The 23,934-nt window shown below is 29.9% G+C and carries 35 protein-coding genes, 3 tRNA genes and 1 rRNA gene; 29 read left to right on the forward strand and 10 right to left on the reverse strand.

Annotation, left to right across the window (positions count from 1 at the left end):
* The first annotated feature begins 46 nt into the window (after nucleotides 1-46).
* The 16 genes from rplB to rplO are packed head-to-tail and all read left to right on the forward strand — an operon-like array spanning nucleotide 47 to nucleotide 6,917.
* Nucleotides 47-892, forward strand: a complete 846-nt coding sequence (gene rplB, locus D2846_RS00705) for a 50S ribosomal protein L2 (RefSeq protein WP_117275015.1) — start codon at nucleotides 47-49, stop codon at nucleotides 890-892.
* Nucleotides 892-1,170 (forward strand): 30S ribosomal protein S19, encoded by a 279-nt coding sequence (gene rpsS / locus D2846_RS00710; RefSeq protein WP_099309244.1) that lies wholly within the window; start codon nucleotides 892-894, stop codon nucleotides 1,168-1,170. Before rplB ends, rpsS begins: the two co-directional genes overlap by 1 nt.
* A complete protein-coding gene (rplV, locus tag D2846_RS00715) occupies nucleotides 1,170-1,514 on the forward strand; it encodes a 50S ribosomal protein L22 (protein ID WP_117275016.1) in 345 nt (114 codons plus the stop codon). The genes rpsS and rplV overlap by 1 nt, the downstream gene beginning before the upstream one ends.
* A complete protein-coding gene (gene rpsC, locus D2846_RS00720; protein WP_117275017.1) occupies nucleotides 1,514-2,164 on the forward strand; it encodes a 30S ribosomal protein S3 in 651 nt (216 codons plus the stop codon). Before rplV ends, rpsC begins: the two co-directional genes overlap by 1 nt.
* Complete coding sequence (rplP, locus tag D2846_RS00725; RefSeq protein ID WP_117275018.1) at nucleotides 2,164-2,583, forward strand: 50S ribosomal protein L16; 420 nt, start codon at nucleotides 2,164-2,166, stop codon at nucleotides 2,581-2,583. Before rpsC ends, rplP begins: the two co-directional genes overlap by 1 nt.
* Before the next feature lie 2 nt (nucleotides 2,584-2,585).
* Entirely contained in the window at nucleotides 2,586-2,780 is a 195-nt protein-coding gene (gene rpmC, locus D2846_RS00730) for a 50S ribosomal protein L29 (protein ID WP_117275019.1), read from the forward strand.
* Nucleotides 2,781-2,782: 2 nt separating this feature from the next.
* Complete coding sequence (gene rpsQ, locus D2846_RS00735) at nucleotides 2,783-3,049, forward strand: 30S ribosomal protein S17 (RefSeq protein ID WP_117275020.1); 267 nt, start codon at nucleotides 2,783-2,785, stop codon at nucleotides 3,047-3,049.
* Nucleotides 3,049-3,414: a 50S ribosomal protein L14 gene (gene rplN, locus D2846_RS00740; protein WP_117275021.1), complete on the forward strand. Its 366-nt coding sequence runs from the start codon at nucleotides 3,049-3,051 to the stop codon at nucleotides 3,412-3,414. The genes rpsQ and rplN overlap by 1 nt, the downstream gene beginning before the upstream one ends.
* Nucleotides 3,415-3,426: 12 nt before the next feature.
* Nucleotides 3,427-3,759, forward strand: a complete 333-nt coding sequence (gene rplX, locus D2846_RS00745) for a 50S ribosomal protein L24 (protein ID WP_117275022.1) — start codon at nucleotides 3,427-3,429, stop codon at nucleotides 3,757-3,759.
* 3 nt (nucleotides 3,760-3,762) lie between these two features.
* Nucleotides 3,763-4,308, forward strand: coding sequence for a 50S ribosomal protein L5 (rplE, locus tag D2846_RS00750; RefSeq protein ID WP_117275023.1), 546 nt, complete (start codon nucleotides 3,763-3,765; stop codon nucleotides 4,306-4,308).
* Nucleotides 4,308-4,493: a type Z 30S ribosomal protein S14 gene (locus D2846_RS00755; protein WP_004795389.1), complete on the forward strand. Its 186-nt coding sequence runs from the start codon at nucleotides 4,308-4,310 to the stop codon at nucleotides 4,491-4,493. Before rplE ends, D2846_RS00755 begins: the two co-directional genes overlap by 1 nt.
* A 2-nt stretch (nucleotides 4,494-4,495) precedes the next feature.
* Nucleotides 4,496-4,891, forward strand: coding sequence for a 30S ribosomal protein S8 (gene rpsH / locus D2846_RS00760; RefSeq protein ID WP_117275024.1), 396 nt, complete (start codon nucleotides 4,496-4,498; stop codon nucleotides 4,889-4,891).
* 9 nt (nucleotides 4,892-4,900) lie between these two features.
* Nucleotides 4,901-5,443, forward strand: coding sequence for a 50S ribosomal protein L6 (rplF, locus tag D2846_RS00765; protein ID WP_117275025.1), 543 nt, complete (start codon nucleotides 4,901-4,903; stop codon nucleotides 5,441-5,443).
* 24 nt (nucleotides 5,444-5,467) lie between these two features.
* Entirely contained in the window at nucleotides 5,468-5,818 is a 351-nt protein-coding gene (rplR, locus tag D2846_RS00770; protein ID WP_117275026.1) for a 50S ribosomal protein L18, read from the forward strand.
* A 2-nt stretch (nucleotides 5,819-5,820) separates the two neighbouring features.
* Nucleotides 5,821-6,474, forward strand: coding sequence for a 30S ribosomal protein S5 (gene rpsE / locus D2846_RS00775; protein WP_117275027.1), 654 nt, complete (start codon nucleotides 5,821-5,823; stop codon nucleotides 6,472-6,474).
* A gap of 2 nt (nucleotides 6,475-6,476) precedes the next feature.
* Nucleotides 6,477-6,917, forward strand: coding sequence for a 50S ribosomal protein L15 (rplO, locus tag D2846_RS00780; protein WP_117275028.1), 441 nt, complete (start codon nucleotides 6,477-6,479; stop codon nucleotides 6,915-6,917).
* A gap of 218 nt (nucleotides 6,918-7,135) precedes the next feature.
* On the opposite strand, the gene tig is transcribed toward rplO, so the two are convergent.
* The 3 genes from tig to D2846_RS00795 form a co-directional block, all read right to left on the reverse strand.
* Nucleotides 7,136-8,434 carry a trigger factor gene (gene tig, locus D2846_RS00785; protein ID WP_117275029.1) on the reverse strand — a complete coding sequence of 433 codons (1,299 nt, stop codon included), beginning with the start codon at nucleotides 8,432-8,434 and terminating at the stop codon, nucleotides 7,136-7,138.
* 38 nt (nucleotides 8,435-8,472) lie between these two features.
* Nucleotides 8,473-9,483, reverse strand: a complete 1,011-nt coding sequence (locus D2846_RS00790) for an NAD(P)H-dependent glycerol-3-phosphate dehydrogenase (protein WP_117275030.1) — start codon at nucleotides 9,481-9,483, stop codon at nucleotides 8,473-8,475.
* Between the two features lie 73 nt (nucleotides 9,484-9,556).
* Nucleotides 9,557-9,631, reverse strand: a tRNA-Trp gene (locus D2846_RS00795).
* Between the two features lie 92 nt (nucleotides 9,632-9,723).
* On the opposite strand from D2846_RS00795, the gene D2846_RS00800 reads away from it, so the two are divergent.
* From D2846_RS00800 to D2846_RS00830, 7 genes are all read left to right on the forward strand, one after another.
* Nucleotides 9,724-9,807: transfer RNA gene (locus D2846_RS00800), tRNA-Tyr, on the forward strand.
* Nucleotides 9,808-9,810: 3 nt separating this feature from the next.
* Nucleotides 9,811-9,885: transfer RNA gene (locus tag D2846_RS00805), tRNA-Gln, on the forward strand.
* A gap of 67 nt (nucleotides 9,886-9,952) precedes the next feature.
* Nucleotides 9,953-11,398: a proline--tRNA ligase gene (gene proS, locus D2846_RS00810; RefSeq protein ID WP_117275031.1), complete on the forward strand. Its 1,446-nt coding sequence runs from the start codon at nucleotides 9,953-9,955 to the stop codon at nucleotides 11,396-11,398.
* A gap of 103 nt (nucleotides 11,399-11,501) precedes the next feature.
* Nucleotides 11,502-11,918 (forward strand): MG284/MPN403 family protein, encoded by a 417-nt coding sequence (locus D2846_RS00815; protein ID WP_117275032.1) that lies wholly within the window; start codon nucleotides 11,502-11,504, stop codon nucleotides 11,916-11,918.
* Nucleotides 11,905-13,014 carry a hypothetical protein gene (locus D2846_RS00820; RefSeq protein ID WP_117275033.1) on the forward strand — a complete coding sequence of 370 codons (1,110 nt, stop codon included), beginning with the start codon at nucleotides 11,905-11,907 and terminating at the stop codon, nucleotides 13,012-13,014. Before D2846_RS00815 ends, D2846_RS00820 begins: the two co-directional genes overlap by 14 nt.
* Complete coding sequence (locus D2846_RS00825) at nucleotides 12,986-13,411, forward strand: MHO_1590 family protein (protein ID WP_117275034.1); 426 nt, start codon at nucleotides 12,986-12,988, stop codon at nucleotides 13,409-13,411. Before D2846_RS00820 ends, D2846_RS00825 begins: the two co-directional genes overlap by 29 nt.
* Nucleotides 13,412-13,428: 17 nt before the next feature.
* A complete protein-coding gene (locus D2846_RS00830) occupies nucleotides 13,429-13,653 on the forward strand; it encodes a phosphopantetheine-binding protein (protein WP_117275035.1) in 225 nt (74 codons plus the stop codon).
* Nucleotides 13,654-13,695: 42 nt separating this feature from the next.
* Here the strand turns inward: D2846_RS00830 and D2846_RS00835 are convergent, their stop codons facing one another.
* From D2846_RS00835 to gmk, 5 genes are read right to left on the reverse strand one after another with little or no spacing between them, the layout of a single operon-like run.
* Entirely contained in the window at nucleotides 13,696-14,358 is a 663-nt protein-coding gene (locus D2846_RS00835; protein WP_117275036.1) for a ribulose-phosphate 3-epimerase, read from the reverse strand.
* Nucleotides 14,358-15,203 carry a ribosome small subunit-dependent GTPase A gene (rsgA, locus tag D2846_RS00840; protein WP_117275037.1) on the reverse strand — a complete coding sequence of 282 codons (846 nt, stop codon included), beginning with the start codon at nucleotides 15,201-15,203 and terminating at the stop codon, nucleotides 14,358-14,360. The genes D2846_RS00835 and rsgA overlap by 1 nt, the downstream gene beginning before the upstream one ends.
* Nucleotides 15,196-16,203, reverse strand: a complete 1,008-nt coding sequence (locus D2846_RS00845; RefSeq protein ID WP_117275038.1) for a serine/threonine-protein kinase — start codon at nucleotides 16,201-16,203, stop codon at nucleotides 15,196-15,198. The genes rsgA and D2846_RS00845 overlap by 8 nt, the downstream gene beginning before the upstream one ends.
* The gene (locus D2846_RS00850; protein WP_117275039.1) at nucleotides 16,196-16,954 is read right to left on the reverse strand and encodes a PP2C family protein-serine/threonine phosphatase; all 759 of its coding nucleotides are present in this window, start codon (nucleotides 16,952-16,954) and stop codon (nucleotides 16,196-16,198) included. Before D2846_RS00850 ends, D2846_RS00845 begins: the two co-directional genes overlap by 8 nt.
* Nucleotides 16,938-17,555 carry a guanylate kinase gene (gmk, locus tag D2846_RS00855; RefSeq protein WP_197712772.1) on the reverse strand — a complete coding sequence of 206 codons (618 nt, stop codon included), beginning with the start codon at nucleotides 17,553-17,555 and terminating at the stop codon, nucleotides 16,938-16,940. The genes D2846_RS00850 and gmk overlap by 17 nt, the downstream gene beginning before the upstream one ends.
* A 120-nt stretch (nucleotides 17,556-17,675) precedes the next feature.
* On the opposite strand from gmk, the gene truB reads away from it, so the two are divergent.
* The 5 genes from truB to rpmB all read left to right on the forward strand — a co-directional run bounded on the left by truB (nucleotide 17,676) and on the right by rpmB (nucleotide 20,769).
* Nucleotides 17,676-18,518, forward strand: coding sequence for a tRNA pseudouridine(55) synthase TruB (gene truB, locus D2846_RS00860; RefSeq protein ID WP_117275040.1), 843 nt, complete (start codon nucleotides 17,676-17,678; stop codon nucleotides 18,516-18,518).
* Nucleotides 18,506-19,321, forward strand: coding sequence for a YcsE-related riboflavin metabolism phosphatase (locus D2846_RS00865; protein ID WP_117275041.1), 816 nt, complete (start codon nucleotides 18,506-18,508; stop codon nucleotides 19,319-19,321). Before truB ends, D2846_RS00865 begins: the two co-directional genes overlap by 13 nt.
* A 1-nt stretch (nucleotide 19,322) precedes the next feature.
* Nucleotides 19,323-20,177: an FAD synthase gene (locus D2846_RS00870; protein WP_117275042.1), complete on the forward strand. Its 855-nt coding sequence runs from the start codon at nucleotides 19,323-19,325 to the stop codon at nucleotides 20,175-20,177.
* Between the two features lie 109 nt (nucleotides 20,178-20,286).
* Nucleotides 20,287-20,553 (forward strand): 30S ribosomal protein S15, encoded by a 267-nt coding sequence (gene rpsO, locus D2846_RS00875; protein ID WP_117275043.1) that lies wholly within the window; start codon nucleotides 20,287-20,289, stop codon nucleotides 20,551-20,553.
* Nucleotides 20,554-20,577: 24 nt separating this feature from the next.
* Nucleotides 20,578-20,769 carry a 50S ribosomal protein L28 gene (gene rpmB, locus D2846_RS00880; protein ID WP_117275044.1) on the forward strand — a complete coding sequence of 64 codons (192 nt, stop codon included), beginning with the start codon at nucleotides 20,578-20,580 and terminating at the stop codon, nucleotides 20,767-20,769.
* 608 nt (nucleotides 20,770-21,377) lie between these two features.
* Here the strand turns inward: rpmB and D2846_RS03515 are convergent.
* Together D2846_RS03515 and D2846_RS03520 are read right to left on the reverse strand one after the other, a co-directional pair.
* On the reverse strand, nucleotides 21,378-21,515 hold the full coding sequence (locus tag D2846_RS03515; protein WP_170128413.1) for a hypothetical protein: 138 nt from the start codon (nucleotides 21,513-21,515) through the stop codon (nucleotides 21,378-21,380).
* A 308-nt stretch (nucleotides 21,516-21,823) separates the two neighbouring features.
* Nucleotides 21,824-21,973, reverse strand: coding sequence for a hypothetical protein (locus D2846_RS03520; protein ID WP_170128414.1), 150 nt, complete (start codon nucleotides 21,971-21,973; stop codon nucleotides 21,824-21,826).
* Nucleotides 21,974-22,376: 403 nt separating this feature from the next.
* Here D2846_RS03520 and D2846_RS00885 point away from each other — a divergent pair.
* A 16S ribosomal RNA gene (locus D2846_RS00885) occupies nucleotides 22,377-23,883 on the forward strand.
* The last annotated feature ends 51 nt before the right edge of the window (nucleotides 23,884-23,934 follow it).

Here is a 23,934-nt window from a genome sequence, read left to right on the forward strand (position 1 = left end):
TTAAAAGACAGATCCGCAACTATTTTTAAGCAAAGGAGAACATATTATGGCAATGAAATATCATAAGCCAACTACTAACGGTCGTAGAAATATGTCATCTCTTGATTTCAAACAAAACTTATCAGGTCACGCACCAGAAAAATCATTATTGGTTAATTTAAAAAACCATGCTGGTCGTAACAACCAAGGTAAGATTACTGTTAGACATCATGGAGGACGTGTTAAACGTTTCTACAGATTAGTAGATTTCAAACGTAATAAAGATAACATTCCAGCTATTGTTAAAACAATCGAATATGATCCAAATAGATCAGCAAACATTTGTTTATTAGCATATGCTGATGGAGAAAAAAGATACATTTTAGCTCCAAAAGGTATTAAATTAGGACAAGTTGTTGTTTCTGGTGAAACAGCTGATATTGTTGTTGGTAATGCTTTACCATTAACAAACATTCCAGAAGGTACATTTGTTCACAATATTGAAATGCAACCAGGTGGAGGTGGAATTATTGCACGTAGTGCTGGAGTTTCAGCTCAAATTCTAGGTAAAGATGACAACGGTAAATATGTTGTCTTAAAATTAAAATCAGGTGAAACACGTCGTGTGTTAGCACGTTGTCGTGCTACAATCGGGGTTGTAGGAAACGAAGAACACTTATTAGTTAATGTTGGTAAAGCTGGAATTAACAGACATAAAGGTATTAGACCTACAGTTCGTGGTTCAGTTATGAACCCAGTAGACCACCCACACGGGGGAGGGGAAGGGAAACAACCAGTTGGTCGTAAAGCTCCTCTTACTCCATGAGGTAAAAAAGCTCTTGGTGTTAAAACTAGAAAAACTAAAAAATCTTCAAACAAACTTATTTTAAGAAGAAGAAAGGATGCTAAATAATGGCTCGTAGTCTTAAAAAAGGTCCATTCGCAGATGACCATTTACTTAAAAAAGTAGATGCCATTGTTGAAGGGAAAGCACCTAAAAAACCAATTAAAACTTGATCAAGACGTTCAACAATCTTCCCAAGTTTCGTTGGGTTAACATTTGCAGTACACAATGGAAAACAATTTAATGAAGTTTATGTAACTGACGATATGGTTGGTCACAAATTAGGAGAATTTTCACCTACAAGAACATTCTCAGGTCACGGTGCAGATAAAGGTAAGAAAAAATAATGAAAAACCAACAAGCTCAAGCACACGTTAAATTACAAAGAGTAAGTGTATCAAAAGCTAAATTAGTAGCTGCATTATTCAGAGGAAAAAACGTAGATATTGCTTTAGGTATCTTATACAACACATCTAAAAAATCAGCGCCAATTTTCATTAAATTATTAAACTCAGCTATTGCAAACGCTACAAACAACCACGGAATGAACGCATCAAAATTATTCGTAAAAGAAGTTCGTGTAAATGAAGGTCCTACTCTTAAAAGATTTCAACCAAGAAGTAGGGGAAATGCTTATTCAATTTTCAAACGTACATCTAATTTATCAATTATTTTAGAGGAGAGAAACTAATGGGACAAAAAGTCAATCCTAATGGATTCCGTTATGGAGTTTCAAAAGAACACAATTCAAAATGATTCGCAGATAAAGACAACTTTGGTTCATACTTAGTTGAAGATGCTAAAATTTACAAATTCTTTGATAAATTAATTCGTCAATACCAAATTGGAAAATTAGAAGTAAGAAGAAATAAAGAAAATAAAGTTACAGTTTTAATCCACACAGTTAAACCAGCAGCAGTTTTAGGTCAAGAAGGTAAAAATATCCAAGAATTAACTGTTAAATTACAAAAATTTGTTCAAAACAGAAAACTTAATGTTAACTTACAAGTTGTTGAACTTAAAAAACCTGATTTAAATGCAAAATTATTAGCAGAAATGATTGCTACAAAATTAGAAAACCGTGAAAGCTTCCGTTCAGCACAAAAATTAGCTATTAGATTAGCTATGAAATCTGGTGCTAAAGGTATCAAAACAATGGTAAGCGGACGTTTAAATGGTGTTGATATGGCTCGTTCAGAAGGTTATTCTGAAGGAGAAATGAAATTACATACATTAAGACAAGATGTTGATTATGCAACAGCTACAGCTAGAACTACATACGGTGCTATCGGTGTTAAAGTGTGAGTTTCATTAGGAGAAATTTTAGGAGGTGATAAATAATGTTACAACCTAAAAGAACCAAATACAGAAAACCTTTCTTAGTAAAACACGATAAACGTAAAGCTACTAAAGGTAACACAGTTTCATTTGGTGAGTTTGGATTACAAGCAGTCACATCTGCATGAGTTACAGCTCGTCAAATTGAGTCAGCTCGTATTGCAGCTACTCGTAGAATGGGTCGTGAAGGACAAGTTATTATTAGAATCTTCCCTCACTTCGCAAAAACTTCTAAACCAATCGGTGTACGTATGGGATCAGGGAAAGGTACACCTGAATTATGATATACAGCAGTTAAAGTAAACACAATGATGTTTGAAGTTAGTGGTGTTGCTGAAGACATTGCACGTGATGCATTACGTCTTGCAGGTCACAAATTACCAGTTAAATGAAAAATTGTTAAAAAAGAAGGAGATAATTAATTATGGCTTATGCAGATTTAAAGAAAAAGTCAGTTGAAGAACTTGAAACATTAGTTTTACAACTTAAAGCAGAATTATTCTCTTTAAAATACAAAAACACAATTGGTGACTTAAAAGAAACACACAAAATTAAAGAACTAAGAAACAACGTTGCAAAAGCCCTTACAGCTTTAAACGAGAAAAAAGGAGCTAAATAGTTATGGAAAGAAATACAAGAAAAACCTTAACAGGTACAGTTGTTTCAGCTGGTAAATCAGCTAAAACAATTATTGTAGCAGTTGATACATACAAAAAACACCCATTATACTCAAAACGTTTCAAATCTACAAAAAGATTTGCAGTACACGATGAAAACCAAGTAGCGAAATTAGATGACGTTGTTGTTATCATGGAAACAAGACCACTTTCAAAAACAAAACGTTTTAGATTAGTATCAGTAACATCTTCAAAAGAAGGAAATAATTAATGTTATTAGAATTATCAAGAGCAAACGTTGCAGATAACTCAGGTGCAAAAGAAATCGGTGTTATCCGTGTTTTAGGTGGATCAAAGAAAAAAGTTGCTAATATTGGTGATATCGTTGTATGTTCAGTTAAAAAAGCTATTCCTAACGGAATGGTAAAAGAAGGTCAAGTTGTTAAAGCGGTTATTGTTCGTTCATCATACGGAATTCACCGTAACAATGGTACATACATTCGTTTTGATGACAACGCAGTTGTAATACTTAAAGAAGATTTAACTCCACGTGGAACTCGTGTTTTCGGACCAGTTGCTCGTGAAATCCGTGAAAAGTTTCCAAAAATCGTTTCTTTAGCACCAGAAGTTTTATAGGAGTCAATTATTATGTCTAAAATTAAATTTAAGAAAAATGATGAAGTTATAGTTATTGCTGGTAAAGAAAAAGGAAAAATCGGAACAATTGAAAAAGTATTACACGAAAAACAAAGAGTTGTTATTAAGGATGTCAATATCGTTAAAAAACACAATAAACCTACACAACAAAATCAAGATGGGTCAATTACAGAATTTGCTGCTCCAATCCATGTTTCAAACGTTGCATACTTAGTTAAAAAAGCTTCAAAAAATCAACCAAATCAATTCTCAAAACTTGGATACAAACTTAATAAAGATGGAAAAAAAGTGAGAGTTGTAAGAAAAACTCAAAAGGAAATCTAATATATGTTAAAACAAAGATATTTAGAAAAAGCAGTTCCTGCTCTTAAAGAAAAATACAATTACTCATCATCAATGCAAGTTCCAAGAATTGAAAAAGTTATTTTAAACATGACTGCTGGTAAAGAAGTTTCAAACTCAAAAGCTATTGAAGAAGTTTTACAAGAATTAACACTTATTTCAGGACAAAAACCATTCGAAACAAAAGCTAAAAAATCAAACGCTTCATGAAAATTACGTGAAGGTATGCCTATGGGTGGAAAAGTTACACTTCGTAGAGAAAGAATGTGAGATTTCTTAGAAAAATTAATTAACATTTCATTACCACGTGTTCGTGATTTCCGTGGTGTAAATCCTAAAGCATTTGACGGTAGAGGTAACTTTGCTTTAGGTATTAAAGAACAAATCATTTTCCCAGAAATCGAATTTGACAAAATTCGTCGTATCAAAGGGCTTGATGTACTTATTGTTACTTCAGCAAATACTGATGATGAAGCTAGAAGTTTATTAGAACTTTTAGGTGTACCATTTGAAAAAAAAGGAGCTAAATAATGGCTAGAAAAGCATTAATTGAAAAAGCTAAACGTCATCCAAAATTCTCTACACGTGCTTACACACGTTGTGAATTATGTGGAAGACCACATTCAGTTTTAAGAAAATACAAAGTTTGCCGTATTTGTTTTAGAAATTTAGCACACGAAGGAAAAATTCCAGGTGTTAAGAAAGCGAGTTGATAATTATGTTTATTACAGATCCAATTTCAGATTTAATCGTTCGTATTAAGAACGCAAACGCTAGAAAACATAAAACTGTTTCAATTCCATTTTCAGTTAAGAAAGAAGCTATTGTTAAGTTAATTGAAAGTCAAGGGTACATTTCTTCATACACAGTTGAAGGTGAAGGAACACAAAAATCATTAGTAATTACATTAAAATACAAAAAAGGTCAAGCAGCTATCGTGGGAATTAAAAGAGTTTCAAAACCAGGTTTAAGAGTATATGTAAAATCAGAAGAAATTCCATCTATTCTTTCAGGTTATGGAACAGTAATTATCTCAACTTCAAAAGGATTAATGACAGGAGCAGAAGCTAGAAAGGAAAATGTAGGTGGTGAAATTATCGCTTACATTTGATAGGTATTTAATATGTCACGTGTTGGAAATCGTGTTTTAACAATACCTGCTGGTACATCTGTAGTAGTAGAAGGTTCAAAAGTTACTGTTAAAGGTGCTTTAGGAGTATTAGAAAGAGAATTCAGTCCATTAATCTCAGTTGTAGTTGAAGGAAATCAAGTTACAACAGTTCGTGCAAACGATGAAAAAGTTACAAAACAATTACACGGAACAACTAACTCTCATATTTCAAATATGATCGAAGGTGTTTCAAAAGGATTCCGTAAAGATTTAGAAATTAAAGGGGTTGGGTACAAAGCTGTTTTAACAGGTTCACAACTTGTTATTTCTGCAGGATACAGCCACAACGTTACTTTAAATGTTCCATCAGACGTTAAAGTAACAGTAGCAAAACCTACTGAAGTTTCAGTAACAGGAATCAATAAACAAAGTGTAGGACACTTTGCATCAATAATTCGTGATGTTAGAAGACCAAGCGTTTATTCAGGTAAAGGTATTTCATACAAAGGTGAACAAATTAGACGTAAAGAAGGGAAAACTGCTTCTAAAAAATAATAAGAAGCTAGTTAGGTGAAAATTATGGCAAAATTATCAAGAAATGAAGCTAGAAAACAAAAACACTTTCGTGCTCGTTACCGTGTTAGCGGTACAGCTACAAAACCTCGTCTAAACGTATTTAAATCACACCAAAACTTTTATGCTCAATTAATCGATGACGTTAAAGGTGTTACATTAGCAAGTGCATCAACATTATCATCAAAAGAATACGGTGGAAATGTTGAATCTGCAAAAAAACTTGGTTTATTAATGGGAGATAAAATTAATAAATTAGGAATTAAAGAAATCGTTTTTGACCGTAGTGGATACATTTTCCATGGGCGTGTTAAAGCATTTGCAGAATCAGTAAGAGAGAAAGGAGTTAAATTCTAATTATGTCACAAGAAAAAGAAACAAAATTAGTTAAAAATGAAGCAGGAACAAAAGAAGTTGTTGCTAAAAGAGCTCCAAGACCTAAAAAAGTTGAAGAATCAGCTAATGGTGAAAAACAACAAGATCGTCGTCCAAGAAGAAATAACCAATCAAGAGATCGTCGTCCAAAAGTAGAATCAGAATACACAGAAAAATTAATTGATGTTGCTCGTGTTACAAAAGTTGTTAAAGGTGGAAGAAGATTCAGCTTCTCAGCTTTCGTAGTTATCGGTAACAAAAAAGGTAGCGTTGGATACGGACACGGAAAAGCAAACGAAGTTCCAGATGCTATCAAAAAAGCAGTTAAAGATGCTAAAAACAATTTAGTAAATGTTCCATTAAATGAAAAAACAGGTACAATTCCTCATGAAACAAATGCTAAATTTTTATCATCAAAAGTTATGCTAAAACCTGCTCCAAAAGGAAAAGGACTTATTGCTTCAGGAACAGTTCGTGCTGTTGTTGAATTAGCAGGATATTCTGATATTGTTACAAAAACATACGGATCACGTTCAAAAGCTAACATTGTTAAAGCTACAGTTAAAGCGCTTCAAGCATTAAGAACACCAGAACAAATTGCTGAAATCAGAGATAAAGATGTAAAGGATCTTAAATAATTATGGCTATTAAATTACATTCATTAAAATTCACAGAAGGTTCAAGACCAGAAAAACACCGTAAAGGTCGTGGGCATGCGGCTGGTAAAGGTAAACAAGCTGGTAAAGGACAATCAGGTCAAAACAAACGTAAAGGACACAGACTAGGATTCGAAGGGGGTCAAACACCATGATTCCGTCGTATCGGGAAACGTGGATTTACAAATGTTAACCATGTTGAATACCAAGTTGTTAACTTAAAAGACATCGAATTAAGATTTGAAAATAACTCTGAAATTACAATTGAAAGCTTATTTGCTTCTGGATTAATTAAAAGAAACTTACCAATCAAATTACTTGGAAATGGAACTTTAACAAAAAAAGTTACAATTTACGTAAACAAAGCTAGTGAATCAGCTAAAGAATCTGTTGAAAAAGCTGGTGGAAAAATCATCGAATTATAATTATAAAATCAACCATTACGGTTGATTTTTTGTATCTTAATAAACAAATTTAATGTTGATAAGTAAAAATATTCAAAAACGCATGAAATGAAAGTTTATTTGGTTATTTAAATCAATTTTATTACCCTTTTAAACTTAATTTATGAATAAATATCAACTGTTAATTAGTTTATTTGAAAGTTATAGAAAAACTAGCTTAATTTAAGCTAGTTCTTTTATTATATTTTGAATGATTTTTTAATGTAGTCAGCAACTTCTTTTGATTCTTTTTCTTTACCAATTTTTTCTAAGATGCTAATGCTTGTTGATAAGTAATCTGAAATATTTTTAGATTCTTCTGCGCTTGCAAGTTTTTCAAATAAAGCAACAAATTCATTTTCTTTTGCTTTAATTCCTTCTTTCATGTACTCTCTAACAAATTCAATAGCAACTTGTTTTTCAGCTAATTGTTTAAATTCTTCTTCAACTTTCTCTTCTGTTGATTTAACTAATTTTAAGTATTCACGCTTTTTCATTCCGAATGATTCTAATGATTTTTCAAATTCTTTTCTTAATTCATCAATTCTTGAACTTACAAAAACACCATTTAATTTCATACCTGCTTTTTCAAATGCACTGTATGCTAAATCATCTAAGTAAGCATTAAGTTTTGTTGTAAGACCATTTAAGTGTAATTTAAATGTTGTGAATTTTTCAAAGTCTTTTAATGATTCAACGTTTGGTATTCCTAATGATTTAATCATTTCATCTGAAACGTTAACTGTTTGTTGTCTAAAAATCTTATTAATTTTAACTTGGAATACCGCTTCTTTGTTTGCATATTCTTTAACAAAGTAATTTGCTGGGAACTTAACATTAACATCACCTTTGTAACCAACTTTTTTATCTAATAATTGATCTTCAAAACCAGCAATAAAACTATTTGAACCTAATTCTAAATCATATCCATTAGCTTCACCACCTTCGAAGGCTTCATTATTAATGAACCCCTTGAAGTCAATGTTAACTGTATCGTGCAATTTTGTTTTTTCAGCTTTATCTTTAACTTCTGTTTTTTGTGTTAAATGACTTGTAACGTGACTCATTTCTGTTTCAACGTCTTTTTTAGAAACTTTAGGTAATTCAAATTTAACATCAACTTTTTTGAAATCTAAATCATCAAAAACTGGTAATGTTGGATAAGTAACGATAATTGTTAAATCTTTTTCTTTTTCATTTTTAACATCAATGTTAGAAATCATTGGAATGTATTTAATTTCTTTTTCCATTAAGTGTTTTGCGATTTCTAGTCTTTTTGAATCAAGGTATTCATTTAAAACTTTGTTTTCAATTGCATGGTAATCAACTCTAGCAAGTAATTTATCTTTAGGTGCTTTACCAGGTCTATAACCAGGAACTTTAATTTTTGCGCTAGCTTCTTGAACTAATTTATCAAATCTTGCTTTAAAATCTTCAAATTTATAAACAAGTTCAACAGTAACTAAACTACTTTTTTTGTCATATTTGTGTTTTAACATTATGTCTCCATTTCTTATAAAAATATATGAAATATATTTTACACTATTTCCTTACTAATTTTTAAAAATGAATTAATTTTATCAGGTTCAGTTTTGCCCATTAAAATTGAAATAATCAATTTAAAAATAGTTGTTTGTATTTTTTCTACATATAAAATTTCAGCAAGAACTTTAGCAGCTTCTTTTCCTTCAACAGTACTAGTATACTCACTATTAGCTCTTTCTAAACCGTTTTCAGCTAAATATTTACCATAGCTATAATTTCTACTTTTGTCTGATGTGCATGTTAGAACAACATCACCAAAAGTTGAGAAATCAAACATTGATTTATATTTCTTTTCCTTTGCGATTTTATTGTAAATTGCTAGAATTTCTTTCACACCCATTGTTAAGAAAGCAATTGTTGTATTTTTTGAATCATCATAATGAGATAAGATACCCATACCAATCGCCAATGTATTTTTTAATGAAGCAAATAACTCGGCCATAAACCAATCATTCATTTGTGATAAAGCGAAATAATCGGTTCTAAACGCTTGAGCAACTAGTTTATTGAATTTAATATCATCACCAATAATATTTATTACTGTAGTTTTCTTTTCAAATAATTCTTGCGCAAATGAAGGTCCAAGGATTGTGGCGAAGCCATTTAAATTGTTTTTCATTTTTTGCTTAATAAACTCTGAGAAAAACATCCTTGTTGAGCTTTCAAAACCTTTAGCGATATTTATAATATTAAATTTTTGATCACTTCTTAATTCAATTATTTTGTCGATAACATCACCTATTGCAAATGATGGAACAGCCAAAACAATTATTTCTGAATTATCCAAAACATATTCTAAGCTTTTAGTAGCAGAAATTAATTCAGGATTTGTAAATTTTGTTTGATTAAAATATTTAGTATTGAGTCCATTATTTATATCTGATATTTCTTTTTCATTGATACCATACATAATAACTTCATAGTTATTAGTTGTTAAAGCGTTTGCTAAGGCCGATCCATAAGCTCCGGTACCTATGAATCCAAATTTATATTTCTTTTCCATACAATTTAAATTATATAAAAAATGTTTAATAAATAATTACAAATATCTCATAATCATTTATTAAACATTTATTTGGCAGGAGTAGCAGGATTCGAACCCACAACACACGGGGTTGAAGCCCGTTGTTCTACCGTTGAACTATACTCCTAATTGCTCAATTATTATACAATAAAATTAGGTTAAAAAAAATTTTTTTATTATTGATTTTTTTAAACTTTGTGTATAATATTATAGCAATCCGGGGGGATAGCAAAGCGGCCAAATGCGGGTGGCTGTAACCCACTTTCTTAGGATTCGGGGGTTCGAATCCCTCTCCCCCCACCATTTTGCCCCATAGCCAAGCGGTAAGGCATCGGGTTTTGGTTCCGACACGCGTTAGTTCGAATCTAACTGGGGCAGCCATATCATCACTCTCTAAGTGATGTTTTTTATACTCTTTTTCTATAAAAAAGGTATAATAGAATAACTTATGAACAAAAGAGAATTAGATAAAATTACACCAATGGAAGTGGATTTTGCCAAATGATATACAGATGTTGTTAAGAATGGTAATTTAATTGCTTATGGGCCAACAAAAGGTTCATTAATTTTAAAACCAAATTCATACGGTATTTGAGAAATGATCCAAAAAGAATTAAATGAAATTTTTAAATCAAAAGGTGTGCAAAATGTTTATATGCCTTTATTAATACCTGAAAGTTTATTCTCAATTGAAAAAGAGCATATTGCTGGATTTAATCCTGAATTAGCAACTGTAACTCATGTAGGTGATAAAGAGTTGAGTGAAAAATTATTTATTAGACCAACATCAGAAGTTTTATTTGCTGACTTATTTAAAAAATCAATTAATTCGCACAATGATTTACCGATGGTATTAAACCAATGAGCAAATGTTGTTAGATGAGAAAAAACAACAAATCCATTTTTAAGATCAAGAGAGTTCCTTTGACAAGAAGGACACACATGTCATTCAGAAACAACAGAAGCCAGAAGATTCACAAGAGAAATGATTAATACATATGCTAAATTTCTTAAAAACTATTTAGCTATCCCTACAATTGTTGGGAGAAAAACACCAAGAGAAAAATTTGCTGGCGCTTGTTCAACATATACAATTGAAGCAATGATGAAAGATGGTAAAGCGCTGCAATCTGGAACTAGCCATTATTTAGCGCAAAACTTTTCAAAACCATATAACATTAAATTTAAAACAAGTGAAAACACAGAAGAATTTGTTTATCAAACTTCATGAGGTGTTACAACAAGATTAATTGGCGCTTTAATTATGACTCATGGTGATAATAGAGGAATCATTATTCCACCTCGTATTGCTCCTACTCAAATTGATGTTTTAGAAATTTTTGGTAACAAAGATGAAAACGTTGGTAAAGTTGCTAAAAAGATTGCAATTGATTTAGGTAGAAAATTCAGAGTTAATCTTGATTCAAGTGATAAAAATCCAGGATTTAAAGCTTCAAACAGTGAAATTCAAGGAGTTCCATTAAGAGTTGAAGTTGGACCTAGAGATTTACAAAACGATGAAGTAACCGTTGTTAGAAGAGATACTTTAGAAAAAGAAGTTATTAAAATCAAAGATCTTAAAGAAAGAGTAACTGCTCTTTTAGATGAAATCCATGATAATTTATACAACTCAGCAAAAGCAAGAATGGAAGCAAGAACTGTTTCAGTTTCAAATTACGAAGATTTCAAAAAAGAAATTGCAAATTCCAACTTTGTTATTGCGCCATTTTGTTGTTCAGATGAGGCTGAAGAATTTATTCAACAAGAAACAGGGGCAACAGCTCGTTGCATACCAATTAAAGATTTAGTTAAACCAGAAGAAAACGCAACATGTATTTTCCCAGAATGTAAAAATGGAACAAAAAGATACGTTGTATTCGCTAAAGCCTATTAAAATGTGGAAAAAACCAGGGTTTTTTTCCTTTTTTTGTTCCTTTTTTAGTTTTTTTCTTGCTCTATCAAGAAAAAGTCATAAACTTTAATTGAAGGAGATCAAGATGAGCGAATTTGAAATGAAAATGTTTGAGCTTGAAATTGAAGGTAACAAAGACTTTTATGCGAAGGTTTTAAAATTTATCGAAGACCTATTTGCGAACTATTTATCATTTCAAAAAGTATATAAACAATATTTACTAAAAATGAAATTAGAGGAAAGATTTTTCCCTGACGACAAAGAAATAAAAGAAGTTAGAAAAATTTTAGAAAGACGACTAAATAGTAAAACACACTTAATTACAATGATTTTAAAATCACTTTCGCCTGAATCTTCATGAATTATTGAAAATTGTTATTTAAACGAAAATACAAGAGATTACACTGAGTGATATTTAAAACATTTTTCAAAAACAACTTTTTATAAAAAGAAAAGAATTGCAATTTTAGAGTTCGCAAATTACTACTTTGGTTTATTTTAATCAATCATTACAAGTCAGAGAAAAAGAAAAAGAATCTAATATTTTAGTTCGTAATCAAATCGAAAGTAAACTTTACTTAAATGACGAATACAAAAACTTTGATATTTCTAAATTAAATTTTGAAATAGAAATATTTAACACATTAAAAAGCCCTAAGCAATATATCTATTTTGATTTTTCAGATAAAAGTAAAATGCATTACTTAAGTTATTATTACATTGTAAAAATTAACAGGGAAAAGTCACTATCAATCATTAGATCAAGTAAATTATTTTTAGATCTTAACACTATATTAAAAGGCAATGATCAACTAAATGATATAAGTATTGAAATATACAAAACCCATTCAGAAAAACATATTGGTACATATAAGTTTAGTTTTAATGATGAAAAAAGAAACAATTTATCAATCAAAAGCAGCGACAAAATCAAAAGAGTGAAAGTAGAATATTCAACTATTTTCCAAATTAATAAAGGAAAAATAAATACAACTCACAAATATCTTAATTTAGCTATTAAATGAAATGATTTATCTAAAGAAGAAGAGATTAAAGAAGTTGGAGAAATTACGTATTATTTTGATATACAAAGGAAAGATATATTAAAACTATATGATATAAACAATGAAAATTGAGTATTTAAAAATCCAAAATTATTTATCCCTAAAATTTATAAAGATAAGTTGGGTATTGAGTTGGTTGAACGAAAAGTTTTTAATGATAAAGTTAAAAAATCAAAATTAATTGTTAATGATTCATTGTTAACAAATTTTGAAAAAGGTGAAATTACTAAAAGTGATACATACGAAGCGCAACGAAGTATAAAAATGCCTAAACAAGTTAGTCCCAAACAAGAATTCACTTTATCATTTACTTTCTTAAATTCACAAATTAACTTTTCATTAAATAATGCTGGCTTTAAAAGAGAATTTACTTTTACATCTACAGTTCCTAAAATTTTAGAAAATAATTTAACAAAACAAGGTAGTTATAGATATAAAATTAGCGGTGAAGAATTGTTAAAAATATTAAATTCAGATAACAAGAATTTTAGAATTGAAAAGTTCTATGTTCCAAATAAAAAAGAAGATTACTAAATCAAAAATACTTGCAACACTTTTATTATCAGTTTTTGTAGGAACAATTTTTTACATTGTGATAAAAGAAGTTACCAAAGTTAGCACCAAAAAAGAACAAGAAACTGAAGAAATAATATTTGACAAACCTCAAAAAGAATATAGGAGCATTTTTCCTGAGATAACTTCAGATTTTATTCAAGAAATAATTGAAAAAGATGAAAGTGGAAAAGTAATTTTTGATGAAAAACTAATTAATAAAATATTCAAATCGATTTTTATAAGGTTAAACGTTTTTGTAGGTAACATAGAGTTTGATTATGAAATCTTTGAAGAAGATAACAAGATAGTTTTATACTTTAAACATGTAAATGGTGAGGAAATTCTGGAAACTAAAAGTTATGAGATTATTTTATAATTTTGTATAATTTGGTTATGAAGAATATTAAACAACAGGTTTTAGATAATTTTACAAGAGTAGCTAGAAAGAAAGTTACAGAAAATGATGATATAAAAGCATTGAATATTGATTCATTAGATTTAGCTGAAATTATTGTTTTAGCAGAAGAAGAGTTTAATATTTCAATATCAGATGAAGAACTAATGTCTTTAGTTCTAGTATCAGATGTCATCAAATTAATCAAAAGCAAACATGAGTAGTCATTTTTAAAAAACTGGTCCTTAGACCAGTTTTTCTAATTCTTATTTAAATTTTCCAAGAATTGATTGGATTCTTTCTTTTGTCGGTTCAACAACTAAGAATGTACCCGCAACAACAGCATCAGCACCTGCTTTTAAACATAATGGACCAGTTTCTGAATTAATTCCACCATCTACTTGAATTAAGTAATCATAAGAGTTATTATTTCTGATAGATTTTAATTCTTTAACTTTATCAAGTGAAGATTCCATAAATTTTTGTCCACCTTTTCCAGGTTCAACAGACATAACTAAAACAAGTGATAATTTATCTAAAAAGTTTTTGATTGTTGCAACACTTGTGTTCGGTTTGATTGCTAAACCAATTTTTAATTCATGTTTATTTTTTTCTAAAAATTCATTAAATTTATCTAAATCATTTTCAATAGCTTCATAATGGAAAGTTAAAATATCAACATTATTTTTTAACTGTTCAACATAGTCATATGGGTTAACAACCATTAAGTGAGCATCTTTAATGTGTTTTTTAGCATTTTTATCAATATTAACAATTTCTTCAACTTCAATAGCTGTATTAGGAACAAAATTTCCATCCATAACGTCATAGTGGATTCATTTAATTCCATTTTCAATTAATGTTTCAGCCATTTGTAATCTTTGTTCTTTTTCAACGTTTAATAAACTTGGTGTAACGTATTTTAACATTATCTTTTCTCCTTAATTTCTTTTAAAAGTTTTAAATAGTTTTCGTATCTAAACTCTTCAATTTCTTGATTTTGTAAGGCTAACTTTATAGCACAATCATTTTCATTTTCATTAAAGTGTAAGCAACTTCTGTATTTACAAAATTGAGCAAATTCCCTAAAGTTTTTAAAGCTTTTAGCTAATTCTATTTCTTCCATTGGTACTTCAAGAGATGAAAAACCCGGTGTATCAATTAAAAAACCATCTAAAAAGTCAATTATTTGAGTGACTCTTGTGGTGTGCTTTCCTCTACCTAGAGCTTTTGAAATAGTTTGTGTATTATAATTAAAGCTTCCTAATTTATTTATAGCAGTTGTTTTACCAACCCCACTTTGCCCCATAAACAAAGTAAACTTATTTGTGAATAAATGGTGCAAGTGATCTAGATTTTCTTCTTTTCCTAATAAAAAGACATCATACCCCATCTTTTTATATTTTTCACTTCAATAGATTGCATCATTTTCATTTAAGTCAGATTTTGTAATAAAAATAATTGGTTTAATATTCTTAAATTCAATAATACTTAAATACTTATCAATTAAGAAACTACTAAATTTTGGTTCTTCAATAGACATAACAATAACCACTTGATCAATGTTAGCAACTTTTGGCCTAACTAACTCATTTTCACGTTCTTTAATATCGACAATTAAATCGTTTTTAATTTCAACAATATCTCCAACTAAAGGAGAAATATTATTATATCTTAATTTACCTGCTGCGGGAATTTTGATTCTTTCTCTATTTTCAAGATTACAGATTTCAAAACTACCAGCAACAATTGAAAATATTCTAAAATTACCCATTGAAAACCCCTAACTGTCAACCCGTGATTGCGAGTGCAGCAATTATTAAAAGAATAACGATTACTGCAACAATCATAAATGTAGTTGAGTTTATAATATCTATAAGAGATTTCTTAGTCTTCAGAGTTTTGATTGAAATAGGCTTCTCAAGTTTCCTATAGTCTTTTAATGATGTTAAAACATCTGATCTAAAGTCTCAAACCGATTTATATCTATCATTAGGATTTTTTGCCGTTGCTTTAATAATGATGTTGCAAACAGATTGAGGTAAGTCGCGATAATTTTTAGGATTTGGAAATTCCATATCTCTATGCATTAAAATAGTTTGATGTTGTTGTTCACTTTCGAAAGGATATTTACCAATTAACATTTCATAATAAACAATACCAATTGCATAAATATCAACTGCCTTTGTGATTTTAGCGTTCTTTGTAACATATTCGGGCGCTGAATAATGTGGTGAACAAACTACAGCATTTGTTTTAGTGAATCTATGTGATTCTTCATCAACAGATATCCCAAGATCTATAATCTTGATATAATAGTCATCTTGAATCATAATGTTTTGTGACTTAATATCACGGTGAATTATTCCGTTTGAATGAAGTTCACCAATTGCATTAGCGATTTGTCTAATGAAATTGTTTGCTAAATTTACAGGTAGTTGCCTATTTTTTTTAAGCATGTCATATAAAGTTTCGCCTTTTACAAGTTCCATTACATAAAACTGTTCTTTTTCATCTGAATGAAACTCAATTAATTTTGGGAAATGTTCTGAATTAATTTTCTTAAGAAGTTTAATTTCACTAAGGAATCTTTTTTTAGAAACCTCATTAAAATCATCATATCTATACTTAAGTGCATATTCAACAGTTGGATCACTTTTTAATCTTACTGAACAAACAACACCCATTCCGCCATACCCTAGAATTCTACCAATCTTGTACTTTTGGTGAACAATTGAAGTTTCTCGAATTTGTAAACTTTTAACATTACTCATAATCAATCTCCATTAAAACAGCACTTATATTATCATTTGATTCATTGATTAAAGCGCTTTGAACCAATTTATTAAGTTTTGTTTCTGTTTCTCAATCTTGATTACTTACAACAAAATACATTTCATCATTATTTAAGAATTCATGCATTCCATCAGATGTTAATAAAATTTTTGTAATTGGGTTTTCAGGATCATAATCAAGGCTGATAATATCGACTTTTGTATCAAGTTCAGCCCCTAAAGCACTTGTTAAATATCTGTGGTAATGGTAATTATCTACAAAGTTCTTTTCTTCGATTCCTTCATCAATTCACCTATTGAGTAAATTATGATCTTTTGTTGCTTGAATAAATTCCCCTTTTTGTTTATAAATGTAGCATCTTGAATCACCACTATAAAATAGAATAATCTTTTTAATTTCTTTTAAGTAAATAAAAGCAACAATTGTACTACCCATATTCTTTTTATCAGGTTGTTCAAAAATTACTTTTTTCATTTCATTTTTAATATTTGAAATAGAGTTAAAAATAAATTCTCTAACATCAGGATATTCAATACTTTTAAATGCATTCATGAAATCTCAACTTAAAACATTAATTGCAATGCTGGCTGCATAATCTCCATTTTTATGACCACCCATTCCGTCACACAATACACCTAAATAAGCATGATCATTAATAAAATATCCAACACGATCTTCGTTGTTGGATCTAACATTACCTTTTTCGCTTATTTTACTTATTCTTATCAATGCCTAACTCCTTGTGTAAGATTTCTCTAATTTCGTTGGCGGCTCTTTCAGGTATATCGTTAATTATTTTGTATCTAAAAATTACTGATTCAGCAATTTCGGTTTCAGCTTTTTTAAGTCTTTCTTTTAAGGTTTGACTATTTTCTGAACCTCTTGTAATAATTCTTTTTCTTAAGTCATCAATTGAAGGTGGTGCTAAAAAGATGGTAATTAAGTTATATTTTTCATCAAGCTTTTCGTTCTTGAATTTATTAATAACTTTTTTAACTCCAGTTGTTTCAATTTCAAGCATAGGAACCATTTTTTTATCATGAATCTTTTTTAATTCAGAATAAAGTGTTCCATAGTAATTATTTAAGTGATATGAAAATTCTAAAAATTTACGACTTTTCATCTTGTCTCTAAAATTCTCAGTGTCGATAAAATAGTAATGAATTCCATTAAGTTCACCATTTCTTGGTTTTCTTGTAGTAGCAGAACATGAAAGTGAAAGATTAAGTTCTTCAAACTCAAAAAGTAGCCTCTCAATTGTGCCTTTTCCTACTCCACTTGGGCCAGTTAAAATAATAATGGGTTCTTTAGAATTCATTTCTTTTTTCATAATGCTATTTTACCACATATTATGATCTTTTTGATATATAAAAATTATAGTTATTTAATAATAAATAAAAACATAAATGATAAAATACATATAGCTAAATTTACTACTATAAAGGATTCTATGTTTTACAAATTTTATAAAAAGATTGGTGACTTTTCAAACAAGACAATTCGTCAAATAGCAAAAGAAGTTAATGCTGATAAAATTGGTCATATTGGAATTTTAGATCCTCTTGCAGAAGGATTAATGATCTTTGCTACAAATGAAGATACCAAGTTATTTGAATACATTAAAAATGATAATAAAACTTATATTGCTTCAGCTAAGTTTTTTCAAAGTAGCGACACTTTAGATATAACCGGAAATGTTATTAGTCATGATAAAAAAGTTATAACTAAAGAAAAGCTTGATGAAGCAATAAGTTGAGCTAAAAGTTTAAAAGAACAAATTCCGCCGATTTATAGTGCTAAAAAAATTAATGGTAAAAAAGCTTATGAATATGCTAGAAATGGTGAAGAAGTAAAAATGAGAACTCAAAAAATCACTATTCACAATATTGAGTTACTTGAATTTAATGGTGAAGATTTTTTAATTAAAACAACTGTATCATCAGGAACGTATATAAGAGCACTTTTGGTAGATATTGCTAAATATTTAGGTACAACATGTGTAATGACAAAACTTAAAAGATCAGCTGTTGGCCAAGTTAAATTAGGAAACTTAGAGCCTGATCAATACTCATTAATTAACAATAATGAACTTTTTGATATCGAAACTTATGAAGCAAATCAAAAAGAACTTGCTGAATTAAGTTTTGGAAGAAAAATTTATATTAAAACAAATGATAAAACATTGTTTATAATCAATCCAATAACAAAAGAAATTTGCTCAGTTGGTAAAGTTGAAAAAAATTACTTTTATCCTAAAAAAGTTTTTAACAAGAGGTTACAATGAAACAATTAAAAGACATTATTAAAATTGCTGCATTTGATGTAGATGGAACAATATTACCTAATGGACATACAAAATTCCAAGAAAAAACTAAAGAAATGTTCAAATTACTTAAGGAGAACAATATTACCACTGTTGTTGCGAGCGCAAGAGAATTCGCAACAATTGGTGACTTTTTAGAACAATTAGGTCATGTAGATTACTTTATTGGTGCTAATGGTTCATTTATTTGAGATGTAAAGAATCAAAAATTCATTTATAAAGCCACAATTGATAAAGAAGTTGTTAAACAAGTTTACAACAAATTCAAAGATCAAATGGTCGCTATGGCTGTAACTGACTTTGATAAAGTGTATAAAACACCAAACTTAAAAACTGATACATGATTTATTAAGCCATTCCAAGAAAATTACTTAGACTATGATGAAGAAAAGCTTAATAACACAGATTTATATTTAATTACTTTTAACACTACAGACCCAAGAAGCCTTTCAGATCAAGTCGAAGAGTTTATTAAAGAAAAAAACTTTGATGTTGAAATTGCTTCAAGGTGATCAAGAGGATTTTGAATCAGCCCTAAAAACATTAATAAAAGTAGCACTTTACAAATTTTATGCAGACATTTAGGTATTTCGATGGATAACTTAATTGCATTTGGAGATAGTTCAAATGATTATGAAATGCTTAGAGATGCATATTACGGTGTTGCAATGGAAAGAGCAAATAATAAACTTAAAGAAATTGCTAATGATGTTGCAATCGACTGTGAATATGAAGGATGTTATTTAAAACTTAAGGAATTACATTTAATTTAATATGAATGACTTAAAAATTTATAGTTTAAAAAACTTTGAAACACTTCAAAACGATATTTTCATGTTAGGTAGTTTTGAATCATTTCACCTAGGTCATTACCAAATTTATAAAAAGGCACAAAGCCTTAAAAAAGAAAATCAAAGGTTAATTTTAGTTACTTTTAAACAAGAAACTTTTGATTTCAAAAACAAAGGCAGCTTTTTTCAAAGCAACAATGCAAATTACTTTAATTTAGTGGAACTTGAATTTGATGCAGTTTTAGAAATTGATTTTCAAGAAATTAAAAACTTGCAAGCTCTAGAATTTTTAAATTTACTTAAAAAAGATAAAGCTATTAATTTATGTTTTGGTCAAGACTTTAAGCTTGGAAAAGATAAGCAAGCATTGAATGAAATTGATTTAAAACTAATACATAATATTAATTTACATATGGTTGAAATTTTTAAGTTTAAAAACAAAAAAATTTCAACATCATTTTTAAAAGAACTGGTCACTTTTGGTGATATTAAGTTTTTAAATGAATTATTAGTTTATAACTTCACAATTGAAGCAGATTTAAAAGAAAATGAACTAACAGCTAACAGAAAACAGCTTTTACCTCATGCCGGATTTTATGTTGCCAAAGTTTATTTAAATAACTTAATTTATTTTTCAATAATTCAAGTTAATAAACAAAATAAACTAAAATGACATTTAATTGACTTAGACGAGTTATTCCAGAATAGCATTAAAGATGGAAAAATGTATATTGAGTTACTTGATAAAATTCATTTAACAGTCTCTGATTATGATGATTTTTTACAAGAAGAATTTAAGGAAAAAGCTAAAAAATATTTTTTAGAATCACAACTATAAAGTGATATAATAAGCAAGCTTAAATATAGCAAACACAAATTTTAGACTTGGTTAGTTCACAAAAGTACTTGCTAGGTTTAAAACATAATACAAAAAAACAGGAGATATTATGGTTTCAAAAGAAAGAAAAGCTGAATTAATCAAAAAATTCGGTAAAAATGCAAAAGACACAGGAAACACAGCTGTGCAAATCGCTATCTTAACAGAAGATATCGAATCATTAAAACCTCACTTTTTAAATAACCCTAAAGATAACCACTCACGTAGAGGTTTCTTAGCTAAAATTTCACAACGTAAAGTTTTATTAAAACACCTTAAAGAAGCAAACTTAGAAGAATACAACAAAGTTATCGAAGCTTTAAACATTCGTAAGTAATTGGTGAATTAGGAGAATTAGATTATGGCAAGAAGATGTCAATTATCAGGTGTTGGTCCTTTAACAGGAAACACACGTTCACACGCTATGAATGCTTCTAAAAGAAAATTTAACGTTAACTTACAAAAAGTTAGAGTTACAATCGATGGTCAAAGAATGACTTTACGTGTTAGTGCAAAAACTTTAAAAACTTTAAAAACAAAAGGTTTAGTATAATTAAAAAAGTTAGCCATTTAATGGTTAACTTTTTTAAATTATTCTTGATTACAATTATCGAAAATCTTTCAACGGGTTTATCATCCAAGAGTTGATAATTTATATTGACTTTAAATTCAAATAAATAACTACCATCTCTTTTCTTAGTATGTTTTGTAATTTCTAATGGCTATCATTCAAGAACTCAGAGTCACTAATTGCGCTAAGTTCAAAGTTTTCAATTGTCATTTGATCAACAGGTTTTTCAACTTTTCTTTTAATCACAATTGAATTACTGCAACAAAATTTTTTTATTAATAAACTCTGCATTTTCATACATTCCTGAATGACTTTTATAAAAGATATTATATTGATCACCAAATTCACTTGCAATTTTATCGATTAAGTCTTGATCATTTTTGCTATATGTACCAAGAACAATCAAACTTTCTTTACCATTCCCGCTTTTTGCTTTAGAACTTTATCTTTTTCTCTTCTTCAATAATTACCAATGATTGCAGTTCAATAAGTAGATAATCTTTTCTTATTTATATCCCTTGTGTTAAAAATTATATCTTTGAGTTTTTAAGAAGCTTTATATTCAAAAAATGAATAATGATTTTTTAATTCTAAATGTTCAAAAAGTTTTGTTGTTGTGGATTGCTTCATAAAATATTAACATTTTTAAAATAGCTAGAAACAATATATTGATTACCTCTATCTGAATCTTTATATTTGTTAACTACACTAACTCAAGCATTTGCCATTCTTTATAATTAACATTTTTAAATCAAGTCTGATCAAAATAATTTTCAATAATTCATTTGAGCTTTCTAAATCTTTGGTATTTTTTTACAACTCTATTATTTTTAAAAACTTTCAATGAACTAATATTAATATCCTTATGTTAGTTACCAAAATCAGGAGAGACATAAAAATGTGACTCAGTTTTTGATAACATAGCTAGCCCTTATTAAATTATAAAAAGGTTGTACACCGAAACTTTAGAAGTATAAATTAACATCTGTTTGATCTTGTAAGCCTAAAATATTTTGTGTTTTATCTATTTCAAAATTTATTGTGTCAATTTTTGATTTTCCATAACAAATTTATTAATTTTATTTTTCCTAATTTCATTTGCACCATATAAAGAAAAAACTGATATCCCCCCACCTATTAATAAAATTTCTAAACCAAAAAGAAAAGTTTTAGTAATTTTTTTCATGTTTTTAGTAATATCACTTTTTTAATTTACAGTAAAAGCAAAATGAAAAAAGCACAAACTGGATTCGTTCCATTTATATAATTAATTTTATTAAATAATGAAAAAATAACGCTTTAATTGCGTTATCTTTAAATAAGAAAAGGGTTATCAAATGTCGAGAGAGATAACACTTAACTTAAAATAATTGTAAACTAAAAAAATAATTCAACTAAATAAAAAAATATTTTTGTTCATTTTTTTATTTCATATATAAATAATATAACTTTTTTTTGAATGAATTTTCTTTTTAAAATAAAATATAAAAAATTCTTTGCAAAAAAAATTATGTGCTATAATTATCTTGCGCTTTTGATAAGCGTGAAGTTCTTTGAAAACTAGATATACACAAAACATGACAGTCAATTTTTTCGAGAGTTTGATCCTGGCTCAGGATGAACGCTGGCTGTGTGCCTAATACATGCATGTCGAGCGGAGTTCTTAGGAACTTAGCGGCGAATGGGTGAGTAACACGTACTTAACATGCCTTTTAGATTGGGACAACGATGAGAAATTATCGCTAATACCGGATACTTATATGGTTCGCATGAACTATATATAAAAGGAGCTTTACGGCTTCACTAAAAGATTGGGGTGCGGAACATTAGCTAGTTGGTAAGGTAATGGCTTACCAAGGCGATGATGTTTAGCGGGGTTGAGAGACTGATCCGCCACACTGGGACTGAGATACGGCCCAGACTCCTACGGGAGGCAGCAGTAGGGAATTTTCCACAATGGACGAAAGTCTGATGGAGCGACACAGCGTGCAGGATGAAGGCCTTCGGGTTGTAAACTGCTGTTATAAGGGAAGAAAAAGCAGTAGAGGAAATGCTATTGCCTTGACGGTACCTTGTCAGAAAGCAACGGCTAACTATGTGCCAGCAGCCGCGGTAATACATAGGTTGCAAGCGTTATCCGGAATTATTGGGCGTAAAGCGTCTGTAGGTTGTTTGTTAAGTCTGGCGTGAAAACTTGGGGCTCAACCCCAAATTGCGTTGGATACTGGCAAGCTAGAATTGTGTAGAGGTTAGCGGAATTCCTAGTGAAGCGGTGAAATGCGTAGATATTAGGAAGAACACCAACATGGCGAAGGCAGCTAACTGGGCACATATTGACACTGAGAGACGAAAGCGTGGGGAGCAAACAGGATTAGATACCCTGGTAGTCCACGCTGTAAACGATGATGATTAGCTGATAGAAAACTATCGGCGCAGCTAACGCATTAAATCATCCGCCTGAGTAGTATGCTCGCAAGAGTGAAACTTAAAGGAATTGACGGGGATCCGCACAAGCGGTGGAGCATGTGGTTTAATTTGAAGATACGCGTAGAACCTTACCCACTCTTGACATCTTCCGCAAAGCTATAGAGATATAGTGGAGGCTAACGGAATGACAGATGGTGCATGGTTGTCGTCAGCTCGTGTCGTGAGATGTTCGGTTAAGTCCTGCAACGAGCGCAACCCTTGTCCTTAGTTAATTTTCTAGGGAGACTGCCCGAGTAATTGGGAGGAAGGTGGGGACGACGTCAAATCATCATGCCTCTTACGAGTGGGGCAACACACGTGCTACAATGGACGGTACAAAGAGAAGCAAGACGGCGACGTGGAGCAAATCTCAAAAAACCGTTCTCAGTTCGGATTGTAGTCTGCAACTCGACTACATGAAGTCGGAATCGCTAGTAATCGTAGATCAGCTACGCTACGGTGAATACGTTCTCGGGTCTTGTACACACCGCCCGTCACACCATGGGAGCTGGTAATGCCCGAAGTCGGTTTTGTTAACTACGGAGACAACTGCCTAAGGCAGGGCCGGTGACTGGGGTGAAGTCGTAACAAGGTATCCCTACGAGAACGTGGGGATGGATTACCTCCTTTCTACGGAGTACATTAAGTTACAATTCATTTTAGTAACAATTACCTATTTTA

Source organism: Mycoplasmopsis edwardii (assembly GCF_900476105.1).
Lineage (GTDB): Bacteria > Bacillota_I > Bacilli_A > Mycoplasmatales > Metamycoplasmataceae > Mycoplasmopsis > Mycoplasmopsis edwardii.